18 protein-coding genes are annotated in these 19,483 nt (G+C 40.5%); 8 read left to right on the forward strand and 10 right to left on the reverse strand.

What is annotated here, in order from left to right; translation table 11 throughout:
- The first annotated feature begins 36 nt into the window (after positions 1-36).
- Positions 37-1,245 carry a class I SAM-dependent methyltransferase gene (locus tag ACFSQ3_RS07545; protein ID WP_380868928.1) on the forward strand — a complete coding sequence of 403 codons (1,209 nt, stop codon included), beginning with the start codon at positions 37-39 and terminating at the stop codon, positions 1,243-1,245.
- Here the strand turns inward: ACFSQ3_RS07545 and ACFSQ3_RS07550 are convergent.
- From ACFSQ3_RS07550 to ACFSQ3_RS07560, 3 genes are all read right to left on the reverse strand, one after another.
- Positions 1,242-3,338, reverse strand: a complete 2,097-nt coding sequence (locus ACFSQ3_RS07550; RefSeq protein WP_380868929.1) for a TonB-dependent receptor — start codon at positions 3,336-3,338, stop codon at positions 1,242-1,244. The genes ACFSQ3_RS07545 and ACFSQ3_RS07550 overlap by 4 nt on opposite strands.
- A 38-nt stretch (positions 3,339-3,376) precedes the next feature.
- A complete protein-coding gene (locus tag ACFSQ3_RS07555; protein WP_380868930.1) occupies positions 3,377-4,624 on the reverse strand; it encodes a BamA/TamA family outer membrane protein in 1,248 nt (415 codons plus the stop codon).
- A 69-nt stretch (positions 4,625-4,693) separates the two neighbouring features.
- Positions 4,694-5,578, reverse strand: coding sequence for a 1-aminocyclopropane-1-carboxylate deaminase/D-cysteine desulfhydrase (locus ACFSQ3_RS07560; RefSeq protein ID WP_380868931.1), 885 nt, complete (start codon positions 5,576-5,578; stop codon positions 4,694-4,696).
- A gap of 63 nt (positions 5,579-5,641) precedes the next feature.
- Between ACFSQ3_RS07560 and ACFSQ3_RS07565 the strand changes: the two genes are divergently transcribed.
- From ACFSQ3_RS07565 to ACFSQ3_RS07585, 5 genes are all read left to right on the forward strand, one after another.
- Positions 5,642-6,670: an RluA family pseudouridine synthase gene (locus ACFSQ3_RS07565; RefSeq protein WP_380868932.1), complete on the forward strand. Its 1,029-nt coding sequence runs from the start codon at positions 5,642-5,644 to the stop codon at positions 6,668-6,670.
- A 21-nt stretch (positions 6,671-6,691) separates the two neighbouring features.
- Entirely contained in the window at positions 6,692-7,546 is an 855-nt protein-coding gene (locus ACFSQ3_RS07570) for an aminotransferase class IV (RefSeq protein ID WP_380868933.1), read from the forward strand.
- A 110-nt stretch (positions 7,547-7,656) separates the two neighbouring features.
- Entirely contained in the window at positions 7,657-8,643 is a 987-nt protein-coding gene (locus ACFSQ3_RS07575; RefSeq protein WP_380868934.1) for a glycosyltransferase family protein, read from the forward strand.
- A gap of 3 nt (positions 8,644-8,646) precedes the next feature.
- Positions 8,647-9,309, forward strand: coding sequence for an FKBP-type peptidyl-prolyl cis-trans isomerase (locus ACFSQ3_RS07580; RefSeq protein ID WP_380868935.1), 663 nt, complete (start codon positions 8,647-8,649; stop codon positions 9,307-9,309).
- A 2-nt stretch (positions 9,310-9,311) separates the two neighbouring features.
- Positions 9,312-10,217 carry an aldo/keto reductase gene (locus tag ACFSQ3_RS07585; protein WP_380868936.1) on the forward strand — a complete coding sequence of 302 codons (906 nt, stop codon included), beginning with the start codon at positions 9,312-9,314 and terminating at the stop codon, positions 10,215-10,217.
- 28 nt (positions 10,218-10,245) lie between these two features.
- Here the strand turns inward: ACFSQ3_RS07585 and ACFSQ3_RS07590 are convergent, their stop codons facing one another.
- The 7 genes from ACFSQ3_RS07590 to ACFSQ3_RS07620 all read right to left on the reverse strand — a co-directional run bounded on the left by ACFSQ3_RS07590 (position 10,246) and on the right by ACFSQ3_RS07620 (position 17,404).
- Positions 10,246-10,860, reverse strand: a complete 615-nt coding sequence (locus tag ACFSQ3_RS07590) for a deoxynucleoside kinase (protein ID WP_380868937.1) — start codon at positions 10,858-10,860, stop codon at positions 10,246-10,248.
- 2 nt (positions 10,861-10,862) lie between these two features.
- Positions 10,863-11,858 (reverse strand): tryptophan--tRNA ligase, encoded by a 996-nt coding sequence (trpS, locus tag ACFSQ3_RS07595; protein WP_380868938.1) that lies wholly within the window; start codon positions 11,856-11,858, stop codon positions 10,863-10,865.
- A gap of 40 nt (positions 11,859-11,898) precedes the next feature.
- Positions 11,899-14,466, reverse strand: coding sequence for a DUF5686 family protein (locus tag ACFSQ3_RS07600; RefSeq protein ID WP_380868939.1), 2,568 nt, complete (start codon positions 14,464-14,466; stop codon positions 11,899-11,901).
- 373 nt (positions 14,467-14,839) lie between these two features.
- Positions 14,840-15,523 carry a hypothetical protein gene (locus tag ACFSQ3_RS07605; protein WP_380868940.1) on the reverse strand — a complete coding sequence of 228 codons (684 nt, stop codon included), beginning with the start codon at positions 15,521-15,523 and terminating at the stop codon, positions 14,840-14,842.
- A gap of 124 nt (positions 15,524-15,647) precedes the next feature.
- Positions 15,648-15,974 (reverse strand): hypothetical protein, encoded by a 327-nt coding sequence (locus tag ACFSQ3_RS07610; RefSeq protein ID WP_380868941.1) that lies wholly within the window; start codon positions 15,972-15,974, stop codon positions 15,648-15,650.
- A gap of 291 nt (positions 15,975-16,265) precedes the next feature.
- Positions 16,266-16,742: a DUF6438 domain-containing protein gene (locus tag ACFSQ3_RS07615; protein ID WP_380868942.1), complete on the reverse strand. Its 477-nt coding sequence runs from the start codon at positions 16,740-16,742 to the stop codon at positions 16,266-16,268.
- A gap of 185 nt (positions 16,743-16,927) precedes the next feature.
- Positions 16,928-17,404 (reverse strand): DUF6438 domain-containing protein, encoded by a 477-nt coding sequence (locus ACFSQ3_RS07620; RefSeq protein ID WP_380868943.1) that lies wholly within the window; start codon positions 17,402-17,404, stop codon positions 16,928-16,930.
- A 239-nt stretch (positions 17,405-17,643) separates the two neighbouring features.
- On the opposite strand from ACFSQ3_RS07620, the gene ACFSQ3_RS07625 reads away from it, so the two are divergent.
- Positions 17,644-18,822, forward strand: a complete 1,179-nt coding sequence (locus ACFSQ3_RS07625) for a porin (RefSeq protein ID WP_380868944.1) — start codon at positions 17,644-17,646, stop codon at positions 18,820-18,822.
- 89 nt (positions 18,823-18,911) lie between these two features.
- Complete coding sequence (locus tag ACFSQ3_RS07630; protein WP_380868945.1) at positions 18,912-19,343, forward strand: hypothetical protein; 432 nt, start codon at positions 18,912-18,914, stop codon at positions 19,341-19,343.
- Positions 19,344-19,483 lie beyond the last annotated feature (140 nt).

A 19,483-nucleotide genomic window follows, 5' to 3' on the forward strand; every position in this document is an offset into this window, starting at 1 on the left:
CGGTAAGCAGTTCGAATTATCGTTAACTTTGCACTTATGAAATACGTCGACAAATCTATTGTTTTAGAAGCGATCCGCAACAGTCTTTCCTCCGAACTATTTGTTAAAGCGACTTTTGGAAGCTATCACGGGAGCGATGCCGAATTAAAGAACATTTATCTAAAGCCCATATTGATCAAAAATCAATATCATTTGTCGTTTACTTATCGCTACGCTCGACGCGATATCGTCAAAAATTTTTCTGTCGAAGCAGCTATTGATGAGATATTAAACTGTATTGAACAAACCGATTTTCATTCGGTAAGCTTGTTCGGACAAACGTCGAACAACTTTTTTCAGTTTCAAAAAAATAAAGGTTGGACTTTTCGCACAGAAGAGGTTTCCAATGTGTGCGCACCTAGTTTATCGCACAATAAAGTGAAAGATCGGAAAATTAGTGATTCAAAACGTCCGTACCTACATGCGCTCCGATTAACAGATGAGGAAGGGAATGTATTTAAAAAGTCCCAAGATAAATGGAAACAAATTAATCATTATATCGAGCTGTTGAGTAGTGAATTAACTAATTTATCAGAAACTAAAACTTTACATATTGCTGATATGGGTGCGGGGAAGGGTTACCTCACTTTTGCCTTGCACGATTATCTCCTACAAACGAAGAACCAACAGATTATCACAACAGGAGTTGAATACCGAAAGGATCTTGTTGACTTATGCAACACCATCTCTGCAGATTCCAAAATGGATGGATTGCAATTCGTCGAAGGGACAATTGATGGCTATCAACCAATCGCGGATATCGATGTACTTATAGCATTGCACGCCTGCGATACCGCTACGGACGACGCGATTTTCAAAGGAATTCAGCATAATGCGCAGATGATCGTCGTTGCGCCTTGTTGCCACAAGCAAGTGCGTCGCGAATTGGAGAAATCGAAAGTGAAGAATAATTTGGCTTTCATGACACGTCATGGGATTTTTCTAGAGCGACATGCGGAAATGCTTACCGATAGCATTCGCGCATTGCTGTTGGAGTATCACGGTTATCAAACCAAAGTGATGGAATTCATTTCCGACGCGCACACGCCGAAAAATGTCTTGATCATTGCCACAAAGAAAACATCCATAAGCGAAGCTAAAAAGCAGCAAATCAAAAAGGAGCTTGCGGAACTAAAAAGCTATTTCGGGCTTGATGTGCATCACCTAGAATTATTACTCAACAGTACAGGAGATTGGACAAATTAACGTTGTACGCGTAATCCACCATAATAATTTCTACTGGGCGCGGCATTGAAAAACCTTCCACCGAAAGCGTTGATGTCGTTACCTAAACTATACTTTTCGTTGAGTAAATTATCAATGCCTGCAAACAATTCTACTCGATATTTTGCACCTGTCGGAATAATCCAAAACACCTTCGCCTGAATCAGGTTATAACCTTTGGCGGAAACGGTATTTGCGTCATTCAGTGGAATGGATGAGGTGTGGTTGTGCATAATATTGATCCCCGTATTTTTAGGTAGTTCGGTATGCAAGGTGTTTACAGAAATCCATCTTGGGATCGATGTCACGGCATTTCCGCTGTAATCTGTATTGGTGTTGCCTGTGACGGTTGCATATTCTCTAAATCGATAATCTTGATAGGTAATCGCGTTGGATAGTTGCATTGATCGAATGAACCCGCTTTGTTTGGTCGGTACGATCTGTCCCATCAGCTGTAGCTCCAGTCCGCGTTGTCGAATAGCACCCGCATTAACAAAGAACTCGGCACCAGCTTCATTTAGCTGGCGAACAATACCCTCCTTTAAATCATATTGATATGCACTAAAGTCCGCCATCCAACGACGGTCTTTCGTTTCAGTCCGCAAACCTAGTTCATAGTTGTAGCCATTCTCCGGACGTAGGTTCACATTGATGACATTGTTTGATGAACGTACTTCTGCTAACGTTGGCGGCGAGTATCCTTTGGATAAAGAACCTCGAATAGCAAATTGCGGATGCGGTAGGTAAGATAGCGCAAATCGAGGCATCCAAGTTGGATCAAAATTTATGTCTCCCTGCGCATTTGCTGCTTCGGGATATAGCTGTCGGAATTGTGTGTTATTGAAGTTCCATCCGATGGAAGCTTCTGCATTCAGCTTGTCGAAAAATAGGGCAGATGCACGATAAAAATAGAAATGTTGGCCATTTTCTAAACGATCGAATTGTTGAGGATCACCTTTCACGCCTAAATTATTGTCGTAATTTTTTACATCATACCAACCACGTTGCGCTTCCAATCCCACCTGCATTTGCCAGTCCACCATGTCGCTTCCCGTTGGTGTGTAAGATAAAAAGGTTCTAACGCCTGCATTCTTTTCATATCGAAATTCGTAATTACTGATAAACGGATTTCGAAAATCGGTATAGCTGCCAAATAGCGTAGCGCTGTGCGTCCAATGCTCGTTAAATTGGTATTCGTGTGTTAAGCCACCAATCAATGTTTTATTATAGATTGCTGCTTTTTGTTCACGTGAACCTGGGATAGCCGCTGTAGCCGGACGCGCTTGTCGGGGATTTTCGTCAAACTGTGCTTGAGTTAGTCCGCCTGGCGTTTGGTAATCCAAATCAGAAAACAATGCCAGCAACTTTAATCTTCCCTTATCAGTATAGTCCCATTGATGTGCAGTTTGTAAGTACAGTCTTTTGGATGCGGTGTGATCACGGTATCCATCGGATCTCATAAATGACTGATCAAAAGAAAATTGATACTTATCGCCTAAACGTTGACTGTGGGTAAGTTGTTGGTGAAACAACCCGAATGATCCCGCTGCAATTTGCGCTGACGTGGTTGGCTGATATGTATCAAAACCATTCGGCGTGATACGAACTACTCCACCAGAATTTGGCCCGAACAGAGATCCATCTGGACCTTTGATAATCGTAATTTGTTGAATCCCGACCGGATCAATGCTGTTTAAATATGTGTTGCCACCGGCATCTGTCAGTGGTACTTCGTCCATATAAATCTTAGTATTGCGGACGCCGAAAGGCGATCGAAGCATGGAACCACGAAGTGCTAGGCGGTAGCTGCCCGGCGAGCGTTCTTCCATCCGGACACCAGCAGTCGTATTTATGGCAGGCAACATGCTGCCGGGTGCTTGCGATCGAAGTAACTCGGAAGTAAGCACTTTCGCGGATGAAGTATGTTGTAAAAACGGTTGACTTGAAAAGTAGGAGCGAATACTAACCGGAGCGATACGTTGAATCGTACTGTCGGATGTCGATTGTGCATAGGAACTTGGTAAAGCGCCGAGCATAAAAACAGATACAGCTAAAATAGAGATGGTGCAACGCATAGCGATGATTATATAATTAATTTGGTTAATTGATAATATTAGAAAGCTTCATTCAAACCTAGAAAGAAACCGCGTTGTCCGAAACGTCCGAATGCATAGTCAATACACAAGTTCGTTCTAGTGGTTTTATTAAATAGCACACGCAGGCCTGTTCCTCCGGCGGGTTGCCAATAGCGAAACAAGTTGGTGCCCATTTGGTCATTAGCCGTTTGTACATTGGCGAAAACCACTCCGCTCAAGAAACGGTTAGATAAGATCGGGAATCGGTATTCCAACTCAGAATAGTAGAAGGATAAACCTTTGAAATATCCCAACGTATATCCGCGTCCACTTCGTGCGTATGCATCTTTTCCGGTTCCGGGAAGATCTAAATACGGTAAATATTCTTTGCCTAATTTGAATGAACCTAGACTCCAAAAAGCCAAAACGTGGTTGCTTTCATCCTTTGATAAATTCCAATATTTTCGAAAATCGGTTACCATTTGATAAGCACTCTTTGTACTACCCATCCAAGTCTGATTAGCACGTAACACCACGTCTGCGTAGATCCCTTTATAAGCGTTATTTGGGTTATCACGCGTCATATATTGTACGTTCAACATGATCCCGTTGTTGTTGTTTTGCGTTTCATCGAAACCATTCCATTCGCTATAGGTCCTATTTGGCGACACACCGGAATCATTATTAACAGAAATTCCTCGCTTTAATTCAAAGAAAACACCTGCACCGACAAACATACCGGGAAAGAGCTTCTTGTATAAGCGCTCATTGAAATTGTAGACGTTGTAATTGTAGGTGAAACGATTGCGATCCGGGTTATTCAAAAGCAGTTCGTCTTCTGTTGGATTTGCAAGGGGACGTCCAATGCCCAGTCCGTAATCCAAACCGACCATGCGCGCTAACATGATGTTACCTTTTAGATTCCATTTGTTTTCTCGTGTGTATATGTCGTGATTAAAGTACCCGACAATAATTCCACGTGTTGTATAGGATAACGCGGTTGCGAAGGTCGACATAGTGGTATTTTTTCGATCGCCGAAAACATGACCACCTACTACTTTCAAACCGATTTGTGCTCCTATACTAGGGTTGTAATTGATATTCGGTAAGTAAGCTATTCCAGATCTACGTTGCGGTTTACCTATCGTATCACGTTTAGGAAAAATCGTGCGAAAGCCGTCCACAATATCAAAAGCATCTTGATCGCCACGTATGGTGTCAGTTTGGCTAATCGTGTATACAGTATCTTTTTCATTGTTCGTGCTCTCAGTCTGCGAATATGCCATAGATAGGCCACTGACAACAAGTAGAAAACACGATAAAAGGATTCGATGAATCATTATAAAAAGTACTTATTAAAATTGTTCGTACATGCCTAAAAATCCGGTCAGGCCGCCAGTATGTATCAATAATATTTCTGTGCCAGCATTGAAGTAACCGCGCTTCACTAAATCCGTCAATGCATAAAAAGCTTTTCCGGTGTAGGTTGGCTCAATCATCATACCAGTATCACGCACAAAATCGCGAATGAAACAAATTAATTCCGCATTGTGTTTGGCGTATCCACCGAAATGATATTCCAAATGGAAAACGATGTCGTCGGGAGTGATTGCTAATGCTCGAATATCGTCTTTTAGAAAGGAGCCACCTTTCAAAACAGGGACAGCATGAATTTGCGTTGGCCATTGTTTCGCCAATACGGCTGACGCTAATCCAGCAGCGGTGGTTCCCGTTCCGCTGGCCACAAAGATATGGTCGTAAACTTGCGGTAATTCCTCGATTATTTCCGCACATCCGCTCGCTGCCAATTTTCCGTAACCACCTTCATGAATATAAACGGCGTCGTCCAACGAAAAATGCGCATCGAACAACCGTTGCTTATCCCGATAGGCACTGCGATCTACAAAATGCAGTTCCATGCCGTAAAGCCGACAGAGTGAAAGCACTGGATTTTGGACGGATTCACCACGCACAAATCCATGTGTTTGAAAACCAAATTTTGCGCCAGCACAAGCTGTAGCTAATAAATGATTTGACCAAGCACCCCCGAATGTAACTAGCGTTTTTTTGTTTTCGGCTTCCGCTAGATTCAAAATAGGTTTCAACTTTCTCCATTTGTTGCCGGAAATAAAGGGATGAATCAAATCATCTCGTTTAACGAAAACCTTTACTTGATGTGCTGCAAATAGCGGTAGTGTAATTGCCTCTACAGGACTGCTGAAATCGAAATCCAAAGCCATTGTACAAAGTTACTATTTCTTTCTACATCCTTTTAATAATCCAAAAACATGTACTTTTGCAGGATGGTTGATCATTTAGACGAAGAACAAGACGAGCAGGAACTTTTTGAACATATTCGGATCGTTGCCGACAAGAAACAGGCGCTATTACGAGTTGATAAGTTTTTGATGAATCGGGTAGAAAACACATCAAGGAATCGTATTCAAAACGCAATTGATGCTGGTTCAGTACGCGTTAATGACAACCTTGTTAAAGCGAGTTACAAGGTAAAACCCCTGGATTTGGTAACGGTAGTTTTTCCAGATCCACCTAGAGACACGGAAGTATATCCGGAGGATATACCGTTGGACATTGTTTTCGAAGATGATGATGTGCTGCTGGTCAATAAAAAGCCGGGCATGGTTGTTCATCCCGGATTCAATAACTACACGGGTACGCTGGTGAATGCGTTGACTTTCCACTTAAATCAACTACCGACCATGCCGGGGAATACCGGTCGTCCAGGTTTGGTGCATCGTATTGACAAAGATACATCCGGATTATTGGTAATAGCGAAAAATGAATGGTCGATGACTTTCCTTGCTAAGCAATTTTTCGAACATAGCATCGATCGCAAATACGTAGCATTAGTTTGGGGCGATATAGAAAACGACGGAACAATCGAAGGATACATTGGGCGTGAGTTGAAAGATCGCCGCATTATGACGATGTACGATGATCCGGAAAAAGGAAAATGGTCGGTAACACATTACAAAGTGCTAGAACGCTTAGGATATGTCACGCTAATCGAATGCACGTTAGAAACTGGGCGGACACACCAAATCCGCACGCATTTAAAATCGATCGGTCATCCTCTGTTTAATGACGCCGCTTATGGCGGTGCGAGTATTCGGAAAGGAACGGTTTTTGCGAAGTACAGGCAATTCGTAGATAACTGCTTTGCTTTACTGCCACGGCAGGCGTTGCACGCGCGTAACTTGGGTTTCGAGCATCCAACGACCAAACAACGCATGTCTTTCGAAGTTCCGTTGCCAGACGATTTTCAGTCTGCATTGGATAAATGGCGCGCGTATGCTGCGCAGAAAGACTAAATATTCAGTTTAAAAAAATTTATGCCCCAACATTATATTAATGCCAATGGAACGTTGGTGTCGCAAGACAGTACCATCATTTCTATAGATAATCGTGGTTTTCGGTATGGCGACGGTGTTTTTGAAACCATGCTTTGGCAGGCTGGCGACATCCGATTTTTAGCTCAACATGTGCAGCGATTACAAAAGTCGCTTGATATGTTGCATATAGAAGATTACGTGCTGTACGACAGCTATTTTATCCGTTCGAAAACCGAAGAGCTGATCCGCAAAAATAATCTAGTCGGAAAAGACGTGCGCGTCCGATTAATAGTATATCGATCAGGAGATGGATTGTATAGCCCTGTGACTAATAAATCGAGCTATACCTTGCAAGTAGATTTATTACAGCCAGCGACGAAAGATAAAAAGGTTGGTTTGATTATCGGGTTGTATGAAGAATATAGAAAAGCGTACAGCGGACTTTCTATGTTGAAATCGCTAAATGCGTTGGTTTACGTAACAGCAGGATTGTTTAAAACTAAATTCGGATATGACGACGTGTTGCTGTTAAACCAAGAAGGTTACCTTTGTGAATCGTTAACCTCAAACGTGTTTGTCTATTATAACAAAACCCTTTACACGCCCGCAATTAGTGAAGGTTGTGTTCGTGGTGTTATGCGCCAAGTTGTGATGGATATGGCTAAAGAAGAAGGAATAGCCGTAGTAGAAGCTCAGATTAGTCCAGAGATTATGAAAGAAGCGGATGAAATCTTCTGTACCAATGCTGTGCAAGGTATTCAGTGGGTAATGGGGTATAAGCAGAAGCGGTATTTTAATATGATCGCTCGCGTACTTCAAGAAAAACTGCGCACGTTTAAATATGAGGATAATTAGCTCGTTGAATGTTACCCTCATGTTATCGAAATATTATTGCTAATATAAAATAGGTTTTTGAGGCTCAGGCTGTTGACGAAATTGCTTAGATTGCTTATAAAAATTGAGTGATGAGAATACTCTACGCAGTACAAGGAACGGGAAACGGACATTTGTGCCGTGCAATGGATATTATCCCGTGTTTACAAGAACATGGAGAAGTGGATGTTTTAGTAAGTGGTATACAAGCGGATATACCACTTCCTTTTGACGTAAAATATAAGTTGCACGGTTTGAGTTTTATTTTTGGTAAACATGGTGGTGTCGATTTGTGGCGTACCTTCATAAGTTCTACTGTTCGGAAATTTTCGAAGGAAATTAATAGTCTGCCGGTAGAACAATACGATATGGTAATTAACGATTTCGAGCCGATTTCTGCTTGGGCTTGCCATTTAAAGGATAAGCCTTGTATTGGATTGAGTCATCAAATCGGCGCGCTAGATCCGTTAAGTCCAAAACCAAATGAGTCGGACACGCTGGGGAAGTTTATTATGAAAAACTATGCGCCGTCCACCTTTGCGTATGGCTTCCACTTTAAATCGTACTCAGAGAATATGTACACGCCGGTAATTCGGCAGGCGGTGCGCGATTTGGAAATAGAAGACAAGGGGCATTACACCGTTTATTTGCCTTCTTATGACGACGGTCATTTGCTAAAACATTTGTCTAGGTTTGATGACGTCAAGTGGCAGGTCTTTTCCAAACATAATAAGAAGGCATTTTCTTTGAAAAATGTACAAATCAATCCTATAAATAGTGATGCGTTTATTAATAGCATGGCTCAATCGTCCGGTGTGCTTTGCGGAGCAGGTTTCGAAACTCCTGCGGAAGCGCTATATTTGGGAAAGAAATTGTTGGTCATTCCTATGAAAAACCAATATGAGCAACATTTGAATGCTGCTTCGTTGAAAGAAATGGGTGTGCCGGTTATCAAAAGTTTAAAAAAGAAATACGAGTACGATATGGAATCTTGGTTGTATAGTAAATCGCGTGTTGCGGTCGACTACCCCAATAAAACTGCCGAGATCATCCACAATATCGTGCAGAAACACAAATAATTTATGAAGAAAATAGTTGCTTTAGGTTTGTTTGGCGGGCTTGCATTATCCACGCAAGCGCAGGAATTGAAATCGTCAACAGATTCTTTGTCGTATGCTTTGGGGCAAGACATAGCACAATCTATGAAGGCATTTGGTGTGGAATTAGACGCCAAGATCATGAGCGAATCCCTTACCAAAGCTTTAGCGGGAGAAGTAAGTGTATTTACGAAAGAAGAATCGCAACGTATTATTCGTGAGCACATCATGGCGGCACAAGAAGCGAAAACCTCTGTTTTTAAAGAACAGAGCCAACGGTTCTTCAAGCAAAATGGTGAGAAGCCGGATGTGCATACCGATTTATCTGGCTTGCAGTACACCGTGCTGAAACCTGGTTCCGGTGCGAATCCGACTATTGAAGACGAGGTTACTGTCCACTATATCGGTAAGTTGGAAGATGGCACAACATTCGATAACTCCTACGATCGAGGCGAGCCCATTACATTTAATACGGGATCGATGATCAAAGGTTGGCAAATTGCTATCCCGATGATGCAAAAAGGCGCAAAGTATCGCTTTTTTATTCCTTATAACTTAGGTTATGGCGAGCGTGGCGCTGGAAAAATTCCTCCTTACGCTACGTTGATTTTTGATGTTGAATTGCTAGATATCAAAAAGGGAGGATAGGCGTGCTATATAACTCCATAGGAGCTACCGATATGCAGGCATCGCAAATTGGATTGGGATGCATGTCGATCAGTGGAGGACCTACGAAAGTAAACTTAGATATCGTTCGACGAGCTTTCGATGGCGGAATTACCTATTATGATACAGCAGATATCTATGATAAAGGTTTGAATGAAAATCTATTAGGGCAAGCAGTTCAAGGATTTCGTCAACAAGTTATTTTAGCGACAAAAGTCGGCAATAAATGGAAATCGAATGACGAAGGATTAGATTGGTGCGCTTCCGCGGAACATATTTTAAAGGAAGTGGATGCATCGTTGACGCGATTGAAAACGGATTACATTGATTTATATCAATTGCACGGCGGCACGATTGAAGACCCATTCGACGAGGTGGTTGAGGCCTTCGAATTGTTAGTTAAAGCAGGAAAGATTCGAGCGTACGGAATTTCGTCCATTCGCCCAAACGTGTTTTTAAACTACGCAGAAAAATCGGGTATATCCAGTAATATGATGCCATACAATATTTTGGATCGGCGTCCGGAAGAATATTTCAATGCTGTGGAAAATGCGCAAGTTGATATTGTTGCACGCGGTGTGTTAGCACAAGGTTTGTTGATTAACAAGCCGACAAAAGCGTATTTGCATCACACAGAAGCCGAAGTCGCTTTAGCGCAGCGCCATATTCAGCGTGTCGCAGATGAAACGGGATCAACGGCAACCTCCATCGCATTACGTTACGCTATTTCACCACCTTCGGTTAAACGATTGGTGGTAGGAATTCGATCTATGAAACAATTAGATGATGTTTTGAAGGCGGCGAGCATGTTGACACCGCTTGATATGGAAATGAAGGAAGATTTGGAAAGCGGTTTACGCTGGGAGGGATATACATCACATCTGCGCTAACCGCAGATGTGATGACTAAAACTTTATGTTAGAATAAACCGAAAAGTTCGGTTTCTATCTTTTGGATCACCTGTCCTAAATCTTCCGGATTATTTGCAAAATCCAAGTTGTCCTTATCCAAGATCAGCAATTTACCTTCTTTATAATTTCCGATCCACTTTTCGTATTTATCGTTCAATTTAGATAAATAATCCAAACGAATGCCCGATTCGTAATCGCGTCCACGCTTTTGAATATTGTTTACCAAAGTCGGTACGGAAGCGCGTAAATAAATTAGTAAATCCGGTGGTTGGATATAGTGTACAATGCTTTGAAATATATTACTGTAATTTTCGAAATCGCGCGCCGACATTAAACCCATATCGAAGAGGTTCTCTGCAAAGATGTAGGCATCTTCATAAATTGTACGATCCTGAATCATATCGATTTTGCTGCTTTGTAATTCTACGATATGACGGAAACGACTATTCAAGAAGAAAATTTGCAAGTTGAAAGCCCAACGTTTCATGTCGCTATAGAAATCTTCTAGATATGGATTGTTTTCTACAGCTTCAAATTGAGGCTCGTACTTTAGATGGCGAGCTAACTTTTCCGTTAAGGTTGTTTTTCCAGCTCCAATATTTCCAACAACAGCTATATGCATGTTTATATTTTTTTCAATCCAATAATTTCTCGAACTTCTTTAATCGTGCGATCCGCACTTGCAGCCGCTTTTTCAGCGCCCAATTTGATCACTTTGCTTAGGTAAGCATCATCTGCAGAAATCGCTTCGATGCGCGAGCGCACTGGTTCAGTCGCTAATACCATATCTTCCGCTAACTGTTTTTTAAAGTCGCCGTAACGGATTGCGCAGTTGTTGTATAGATCGTCGAAGTGACTGTATGTATCTTCCGAAGAAACCACTTTCATTAAATCGAACAGATTTTGAATGGATTCCGGTTTTGCTTGATTTGGTTCGGTCGGTCCTGAATCGGAAACAGCGCGCATCACTTTTTTACGAATCACTTCCGGAGAATCTGATAAGTAAATACAGCTGGCATCACCATTCGATTTGCCCATTTTACCTTGTCCATCCAAACCAGGGATTTTTACCAATTTGTCGGAATAGCTGAAAGCAAATGATTCTTTGAAATAATCCACTTGGTACAATCGATTGAAGCGATTACCAAAGGTCCGTGTCATTTCTAGATGCTGTTCTTGATCTTTTCCTACCGGAACCTTAGTTGCATGATGAATTAATATATCGCAAGCCATCAAAACTGGATAGGTTAGCAAACCAGCATTCACATTGTCTGGATTGGCGCGCACTTTATCCTTGAAGGCCGTGGCACGTTCCAATTCGCCCAAATAGGCATTCATATTCATGTACAAATACAATTCCGCTACTTGCGGAACATCCGATTGTACGTAAATAGTAGATTTTTCCGGATCAATACCCGCCGCCAAATATTCTACAACAACTTGACGAACGGTACGGCTCAAATCGCCAGGCGTAGGATGCGTGGTTAGGGAGTGCAAGTCTGCAATAAAGAAGAAACAATTGTATTCTTCCTGCATCTTTACAAAATTGCTTAACGCACCATAATAATTCCCAAGATGTAACTTCCCGGTACTCCTAATTCCACTAACAACGGTTTCCATAATACGGCGAAATTAAGAAAAAAACGGGGCTTCTGAAAGCTTAAAAATCAAACTTGATGCGCGCACGAACGCCCCAAGTTGGTGCATTCGGATGATCTAGATAAGTCAAACGTCTCACAGCGTCCACGCGTAGAATTTTGAAAATATTTGCTACACCAACACTGGCTTCCATGTATGGTGTATCTTCCGAAAATGTATAGGAAGAAATAGCACCATCTGTATTTCTCTGCCAATCATAAACGCCATTAGAAAGATTCGGATTGTTTGCATCACGCAAGCCACCATAGATGCCTTTAAAACTAAATACTTCACGTAATTTTAGCTTTTTCAGTAAAGGAACTTTATTGAAGATAAATCCGTTCATGTAATATTGAACTTGCAACGAAGCGTGATGATCGGACACAAACTCCATAAAGTTCATCAAGTTATACGAAGCTAGTTGATAAGCATATGTTTGGTTAGCACGATGGATGGTCAACAATGGATAGGGTACATTATTGCCTAATATGTACGTTCCATCTAAGTTAACATCGGCATAACCCAATTGCGATAGGTAAAAGCGCTTGAATGCACCAGCGGAAAAATTGTGGTAGTTGTATTCGCCGTTAAAAATGCCCTTCAAGCCAGCTGTATATTGGAGATTGAAAATTGGAAATTCATTAACAATCGGCGTACGGTAGTTTTTTCCTTGATAAAATTGTTCTTTTGGTGCCCAGCGCAAGCCAAGGCTTAATTCAGTGGTGTTTAAGGATTCGATCAATTGCGTACTTCCGTCGGGTTGCAATTGTCGATACGCTAATACACCTGCAGGCGTTTGTTTCCAAATTTTTAAGCCGGAAGTGATCGCAAAGTTTCCTTCAAATTCAGCTTTGTAATCTAATTTATATTCGTTGTTATATAAGTATGTTTGGTTTTCACCGCGTTTGAATGATAACAGGATATTGTCTTCTTGAATGAATTCTAGGTTTTGACCTGGAATTTTAGTGTCGTAGGAAGCAGAAACGCGTAAGTAATGTTGTGGGAATTTGTAGGGCGATTTTTTGTTCAACGCATACGTTCCGCTCACGAAATACTTCCATCGCTGGTCATTAGTTCCGTACGCGCCATAAGCTTCCGCGTAGAAGCGTTCGCTCAATTGTTCCGTGGTTCTACCGCCTACGCGCAATCGTAAGCCTTCCACCGGATTGTAGGAATAAAACGTATTTACCGGACCAACTTCGACCGGACCTAATTGTTTATATCCAGCCAATAGCAAAGCGGAAATGTCCATCACCCGTTTGAACGATGACATGTTTTGCAGGCCTTCTATGTTTTGGTAAACGACCGATTCACCTTCGGAAAGTGGTTCTGGACGCAATGTGTTCCAATCCACTTCTTTAGCAGTGGTAGCAATCACTTGATTGCTACTTACGGGTAGCGTTTTCATGCTATAAACGCTATCCGGTCGTTCCGTTCCGCTGTTGTAATCATTCAGCATAATCACCCGCTTTCCGCGAATACCTTTGCCTTTGCCAGTTAGCGCAAAATCGATTTCCAAACTGCTTTTATTCAGGTAATATTTGTTTTTATTGTCTTTCCCGAAAGCCAATTCAATATCCAATCCGCGTACGAAGTTCAGGTTGATTTCTTTGTTCGTACTCATGTACGCATGTTTTACAGCATATTGACCGTCTAAAGTAATGAGCAGTTTGCCTTTAAATAGTAAATCGTTTTTATTCCTAGGAAAGAAGCTTAGTTCCACCAACTTTTCATTGTCCACTTCCAATGTGTCGGTAATATAAAATCGATAGAAAGTAGGAGCGGAGTTTGCAATCGGACTTAAAAATTGGTTGGTAAGGATAGTTACGTTATTGTCGTAGATTTCTACCTCGTCATACAGGCGTTTAAAATAATTGCTCATGCCCGCATTATCCACAAACTTGGGATCAAAATCCGCTTGTTTCTGCGCAATCACAATCTGATTGCTGGTTTTTGGATTTTTACGGTAGTAATTTTTTGAATATTTCTCTTCCATAAAAGCTGGAATCATGTACGATGGTACATCGGTATTCGCCGTATCTTGCTGGAAAAGAAATTGGTAATTTTTGAAGATTTTGCGATTCTTGAATTTTTCGCTCAAATTACTCAGACCCAGAATGATTTTTTCATATTGGTTGTACTCCACATATTCTTGTCCGCTTAATCGATTTTCGTCGCGGTGAGCAATTACCTGACGAATCAGTTCTACGGCAGGGTTATTTTTATTCGAATATTTTAGTTTCGGAGGTTTAACGGTTACCGTTTCGATAGCGTTCTGCGCGTATAGGAAAACTTGTTCGTATTGCTCTTCATCTGTGCTCAATTCAACTTCGCGCGCTTCGTAACCAACAGAAGTAACACGAATCTTTCGCTTGCCACCTGTTAATGTTAAAGTAAATTCGCCTCGCTCGTTGCTGGAAGTTCCGGAGCTGGCGGTTTCTAAAATTTGAATGCTTGCATAAGGGATTGCCTCTAAAGTGTTGCCGTCCTTAATTTTTCCGGTCAATTTAATGTTTTGAGCGAAGCTAAAAGTGGCAAATGTGAAAGTCGCCAAAACTAAAAATATATATCTGAAATATGAGTTTTTCATTTCTATTGCGGTACTAACTGACTATTATAGTATAATGTTCAGTATAAATCATAGTGCAAAGGAAATGCAATTTTCGAATATAAAAAAGCGCTTTTTACAGTTTGACTATTTTATGATAATTGTCAAATGGTTAGCTGCATATCGTTTCTTAGTATTAAGATAAGATTAATGAGGTTGTGAAAATTTCATTTATTTGCAGCGACCTTATTATTATGCTTTTAAAATGGAATAAATTTGTTTTCGCTGCGCAAATATTGTTGTATTGATAGCTGTTAGATAGCTAGTAAATCAGGAGCGCGCGAAGGTCGATTGGCCATCGCCTGCGATGATAGGAATCCCCAATCTACTTCATTTCCGTGATGCAATAACTTTATCAAGAGCTTGCTCTTCCACTGCCAGGTCGATTTCTTCTTTGAGGTGTATTAGTATTTGGTGTTCTTGTTGGTCTTGGTGACATTGGTCTTCTAATTGTTGCCGTCGAACTATCGTTTCTAGGGATATAAGTCGTATGCTTCAGAACCTTCCTTATCTCGATAAATGTGGGAGCTCCAATGTAGTTCTCCGTATACTTCACTGTAAAAATGTCTACAAGTTTATCCAATGAAGTTGCCCAATATGTTTCGTTTGTATTGGTGGAATTTTTCGCTTTGCCACTAATCATTAACGTGACCGATGATTTAGATAATATATCAACAGTTTTTCTATCAACTTTAGCTCCTGCATCGATTTTCCACATATTAAACGTGCCTTCAATAGCATTTTTGACTTCAAAGAAGGAATATTCGCTCTCAACTGCTAAATAGGCATAGTTGCCGTAGGACATACTTCTAATATAGAGTGGTTCTCCGCTCTGAAAATATTTCGATGTGTTTTTAACGGTACTTGCACCACGATTTGGGTTGTTCAAGGGAAATGTGGCACCACTTAAATCGCTGTTTATATCATCATCTAAAAAGAAATCGCGATAATCAGGTTCGAATAGAACATCAAAGATTGCGTTTTCTAATCGAGCGAAATATATGCTTTTGTATTTAGTGCTTTTGTTGTTTTGAGTCATCTTCGAAGTGAATATTTTTCCAAATGACGCATTCGCCGAAAAATTTTTTTCAATATCGGAATAGGTGTAGACTTCAGTGGAACTGAACTCAACTTTACGAGATTCAGTTGCTTTTATGTAATCTTTAAAATTTTTGGGAGTTTAGTGCATTTTCTTCGGCAATAAAGTATTGTCTCAAACCTCGGCCATATGTATGAAAAATATCTTGAGCTATAAACTTTCTCGTGAATCCGAAATAGTAGTCGAACGGCGTTTTTTCGAAAGGATATTCATTGTTAAAGGTGAAATTGTCAACACTTTCTTTGAGATATACGGCTCCAGGATACAAGTTAGAGTTATTGCCTATAAATACGGAGTTTGAAGATGCTTTAGTTTTGAACTTCGCGGATGTGTTGTTTATATTATCATCTAAATCGCCGATGAAAATTTTAGTACTATTAGGATCCGACATGAAATTCCAAAAAAAGGCGTATTATCAAATCATCCTGATCTCTGTTCTGCGAAAACCTCAGCATCAATTTCGATATCCTTACTACAAGCTGTTCGTCCAAATAAACAGCTTAACACCATATAAATTGAATTACTTTTCATAATACAAAGATTTCGGTAATACGTTATGGCTAACAGGTGTTAAAATTAGGAAATTCATATTCTTTTAAAGAAATATATTTTCATAAAAAAAATTTGAAGATAAAAAAGCCGCTAAATAGCGGCTCGCAGTATTTAAGCATTGTTGCAAAAGCTACTCGACAAACCTCCAGTCAACCCTATTTACCAAATCATCTATATTGGTGTATAAACTGCGAAGATCCTTCGTTCCATTTGCTCCATAATCCCTTACTTCTTTAACATATCCATCTTTGAAAGTGATAGCGCTGTTAGCAGATGGCGAATCAGCCAACGTGCGATCACCATAATCGCCTTTCAAATGTCTGAACTTCATTTTTATAATCATGGAAGATAGTTTCAGCCATTCATCCTCGGTAATTGTTGTTTTGTACTGTCCGGGCTCTTTGCCGTCAACAAAATTCGTTACCACAAGTGTGGCCTCAAGATTTTTATTTAACTGAATATCGAATATTGGGCATGTGCCAAAACAGGAGGTTTTCGATAATTTAATTTCGCTTAAACTGTCTGTTTGCACATCTAAATCATCCGTGGAGCAAGAAGAAATGAAAACGGCCAAAACGAGCAATAGGAGATTTATAAAAATTTTCATAATTAGATTATTAGTTAGTATCTGTATTTCAGTAAGTTGAAGTAGGTTTGAAGTACAGCGACTAATATCTAAAAATAACTTCGAGTATGCAACAAATTCAAATTTTAGATACTGTTTATTTCCAAAACTTACAAAAAAGGCCGCACTATGGCGGCCTCTTATATAAAATTATGATTGTGAAAAATTTACTTCGTGAGTTCCCAATCTAAATGATTAACTAGACTATCCATATGTAGATAAAACGCGCTAAGTGCTTCTGTCCCTCTTGCGCCATAATCCTTAACTTCTTTTGTTCCGCCATTTTTGTAGGCTATTGCCGTATTAGCTGTAGGCAAATCCGATATTTGATGGTTGCCGTAATTGCTATCCAACTCCTCGAAGTTCATTTTCTCCAACTTGGACGATAACTTTAACCATTCTTTTTCCGGTAGGTTTGTGTGATAACGTCCAGCGTTTTTATTAGTAACATGATTTTCTACCTGTAATGTCGCCTCGCAATTCTTATCGATCTGTATTGTGTAAACCGGGCAAGTTCCGAAACACGGCGTTCGTTCAAACGAAATGCTTGTGATATTACTTTTGCGGTCGCTGAGTTTTCGCGTAGTGCCGCAAGATGTGAATAGCAAACCAATCAATAGTAGCCCTAGTAAAAAGTTTTTCATAGTTATCGTGTAATTTTCTGATGTACTTCCAATAATGTTGCCAAATTACGTTTAGGCAAGTTCATAACCCCAATAGAATATTCATTAAATAGCTAATGTTAACTCAATATTAATTTCCAATTATCAAAAGATGAAGGGAAGGTTATCAATTGGTTAAATCTGAAACCGCGCTATGTTAATTAAATGTTAGGTAATTATTTTCGCCTCAGTTTTTAACATTAAATTCATTTTAACTACATATGAATCGCGCTAAGTTGCTGTTATTTATCTTGCTCATTCCATCCTGTATTTGCTTTGCTCAAGAGAAAAAGCCATGGTACCAAGTCATTCAACTTGGGGGCTACGTACAGGCGAGGTATAATCGCTTATTAGAAACGAATCCCAATTTAGGTTGTGAGCAATGTGATGCCAGCTGGGGCGAAGGCGGCGGATTTTTTCTTCGTCGTGTTCGTTTAAAGTTTTCCGCACAGTTGAACGAGCGTGTCTATTTTTATTTTCAGCCGGATTTTGCAAGTTCGGCTTCTGGAGGTTTACATTACGGACAGGTTCGAGATGTATATTTTGATTTAGGTCTAGATCGTAAAAATGAATTCCGTTTGCGCGTTGGTCAAAGTAAAGTTCCATTCGGCTTTGAGAATATGCAGTCCAGTCAGAATCGTCTACCACTGGATCGTGCGGACGGAACGAATAGTGCGTTGCGCAACGAACGGGATCTAGGGATGTTTTTCTATTGGGCACCAGAGGAAAAGCGAAAGCTATTCGCTGCGTTGGTAGATAAAGGTCTGAAAGGATCTGGAGATTACGGAGTTTTTGCACTCGGCGTATATAATGGGCAAACCGCAAACAATCCGGGGAGCAATAAAGGTATGCATATCGTTTCTCGATTAAGTTATCCGTTTGAAATCGGAAATCAAATTATTGAACCCGGTATTCAAGGTTATACGGGTAAATACATCATTTCGAATGATCGGACTAGTGAAGGTGTTGCTGTAAATGACAATCGCGAATACGTTGACGAGCGTGTAGGTGCAAGTTTTGTTTTGTATCCGCAACCGTTCGGGATCCAAGCGGAGTACAATATTGGACGCGGACCAGAATATGATAAAATGCAACAGGCGATTGGGACGAAGTCTTTGGCTGGAGGTTATGTCACGTTATCTTACATGACCAGGATCAAGGATCATGTGCTCATTCCTTTCTCTCGTATTCAGCAATACGAAGGTGGTAAGAAACACGAGCAGGATGCGAGAAGTTATGATGTAAAAGAACTGGAACTAGGCGTAGAATGGCAACCATCAAAATATTTCGAATTGGTAGCTATGTACACGATGTCTTCCCGCCGTTACGAAGATCATGCTTTGCCCGATAATTTTCAACGAGGCAACTTGCTCCGCCTGCAAGCGCAATTAAATTTTTAACTCGAAATAACGAAATAATTGCAAACGCATTTCCGAATCCTTTGTTGTAATATCAGAACGTAATTTATCAGTTAAACAAGGAGGATATCATGTCTGAAAAAGATAAAGAAAACAAAGAGATCAATAGTTTACCTTTCGATCAAGAGGAATCACAAGGAGAAATTGAAGCAACTGGCGAAACATTAAAATTTAACGAAGAACAAGATAGTTTTGAATTGGATGTAGATGTCGAAGATACCGATTACGATCATCCATTGCCATACGAAACTGCTACTACTGAAGCGCAGGAAGATGGACAAATCTATGATGAGGCTAATCCATATGCTCAAAATGAATATCAACAAAAGGGGCAAGAGTTGGATGGAGAATTACAGGAGTTAGATGACGTAGTTACTAGCGATGATGTTCAACTTGACCCTGTAGACGAAGCGCTCAGTCAACAACCCGAGGATCTTGATGACAATTTGGATGAAGAAGGATACCCCAAAAAAGATGCGGATCTAGATTCAGATTTGATTTAGGTGTCCTAACTTAAATTAATTCAACGAACGGTTATTGAACCGAGCTACAATTATTTTTAGCTCGGTTTTGCTTTTCTCTTGTATTACAACAGGTTAGCGCAACTCGGTGCCATCGTGTTTTTATTATGTTTATTTTTTTT

This window comes from Sphingobacterium corticis (genome assembly GCF_042684745.1).
In the GTDB taxonomy this organism is placed as follows: Bacteria; Bacteroidota; Bacteroidia; order Sphingobacteriales; family Sphingobacteriaceae; genus Sphingobacterium; species Sphingobacterium corticis.

Bases quoted from the DNA above. Each gene is read 5' to 3' on its own strand.
- ACFSQ3_RS07600 (WP_380868939.1), bottom strand. From the start codon at position 14,466: ATGAAAAACTCATATTTCAGATATATATTTTTAGTTTTGGCGACTTTC.
- ACFSQ3_RS07605 (WP_380868940.1), bottom strand. From the start codon at position 15,523: ATGACTCAAAACAACAAAAGCACTAAATACAAAAGCATATATTTCGCT.
- ACFSQ3_RS07590 (WP_380868937.1), bottom strand. From the start codon at position 10,860: ATGCATATAGCTGTTGTTGGAAATATTGGAGCTGGAAAAACAACCTTA.
- ACFSQ3_RS07610 (WP_380868941.1), bottom strand. From the start codon at position 15,974: ATGTCGGATCCTAATAGTACTAAAATTTTCATCGGCGATTTAGATGAT.
- ACFSQ3_RS07580 (WP_380868935.1), top strand. From the start codon at position 8,647: ATGAAGAAAATAGTTGCTTTAGGTTTGTTTGGCGGGCTTGCATTATCC.
- ACFSQ3_RS07570 (WP_380868933.1), top strand. From the start codon at position 6,692: ATGCCCCAACATTATATTAATGCCAATGGAACGTTGGTGTCGCAAGAC.
- ACFSQ3_RS07565 (WP_380868932.1), top strand. From the start codon at position 5,642: ATGGTTGATCATTTAGACGAAGAACAAGACGAGCAGGAACTTTTTGAA.
- ACFSQ3_RS07560 (WP_380868931.1), bottom strand. From the start codon at position 5,578: ATGGCTTTGGATTTCGATTTCAGCAGTCCTGTAGAGGCAATTACACTA.
- ACFSQ3_RS07545 (WP_380868928.1), top strand. From the start codon at position 37: ATGAAATACGTCGACAAATCTATTGTTTTAGAAGCGATCCGCAACAGT.
- ACFSQ3_RS07550 (WP_380868929.1), bottom strand. From the start codon at position 3,338: ATGCGTTGCACCATCTCTATTTTAGCTGTATCTGTTTTTATGCTCGGC.
- ACFSQ3_RS07555 (WP_380868930.1), bottom strand. From the start codon at position 4,624: ATGGCATATTCGCAGACTGAGAGCACGAACAATGAAAAAGATACTGTA.
- trpS (WP_380868938.1), bottom strand. From the start codon at position 11,858: ATGGAAACCGTTGTTAGTGGAATTAGGAGTACCGGGAAGTTACATCTT.
- ACFSQ3_RS07630 (WP_380868945.1), top strand. From the start codon at position 18,912: ATGTCTGAAAAAGATAAAGAAAACAAAGAGATCAATAGTTTACCTTTC.
- ACFSQ3_RS07615 (WP_380868942.1), bottom strand. From the start codon at position 16,742: ATGAAAATTTTTATAAATCTCCTATTGCTCGTTTTGGCCGTTTTCATT.
- ACFSQ3_RS07625 (WP_380868944.1), top strand. From the start codon at position 17,644: ATGAATCGCGCTAAGTTGCTGTTATTTATCTTGCTCATTCCATCCTGT.
- ACFSQ3_RS07620 (WP_380868943.1), bottom strand. From the start codon at position 17,404: ATGAAAAACTTTTTACTAGGGCTACTATTGATTGGTTTGCTATTCACA.
- ACFSQ3_RS07575 (WP_380868934.1), top strand. From the start codon at position 7,657: ATGAGAATACTCTACGCAGTACAAGGAACGGGAAACGGACATTTGTGC.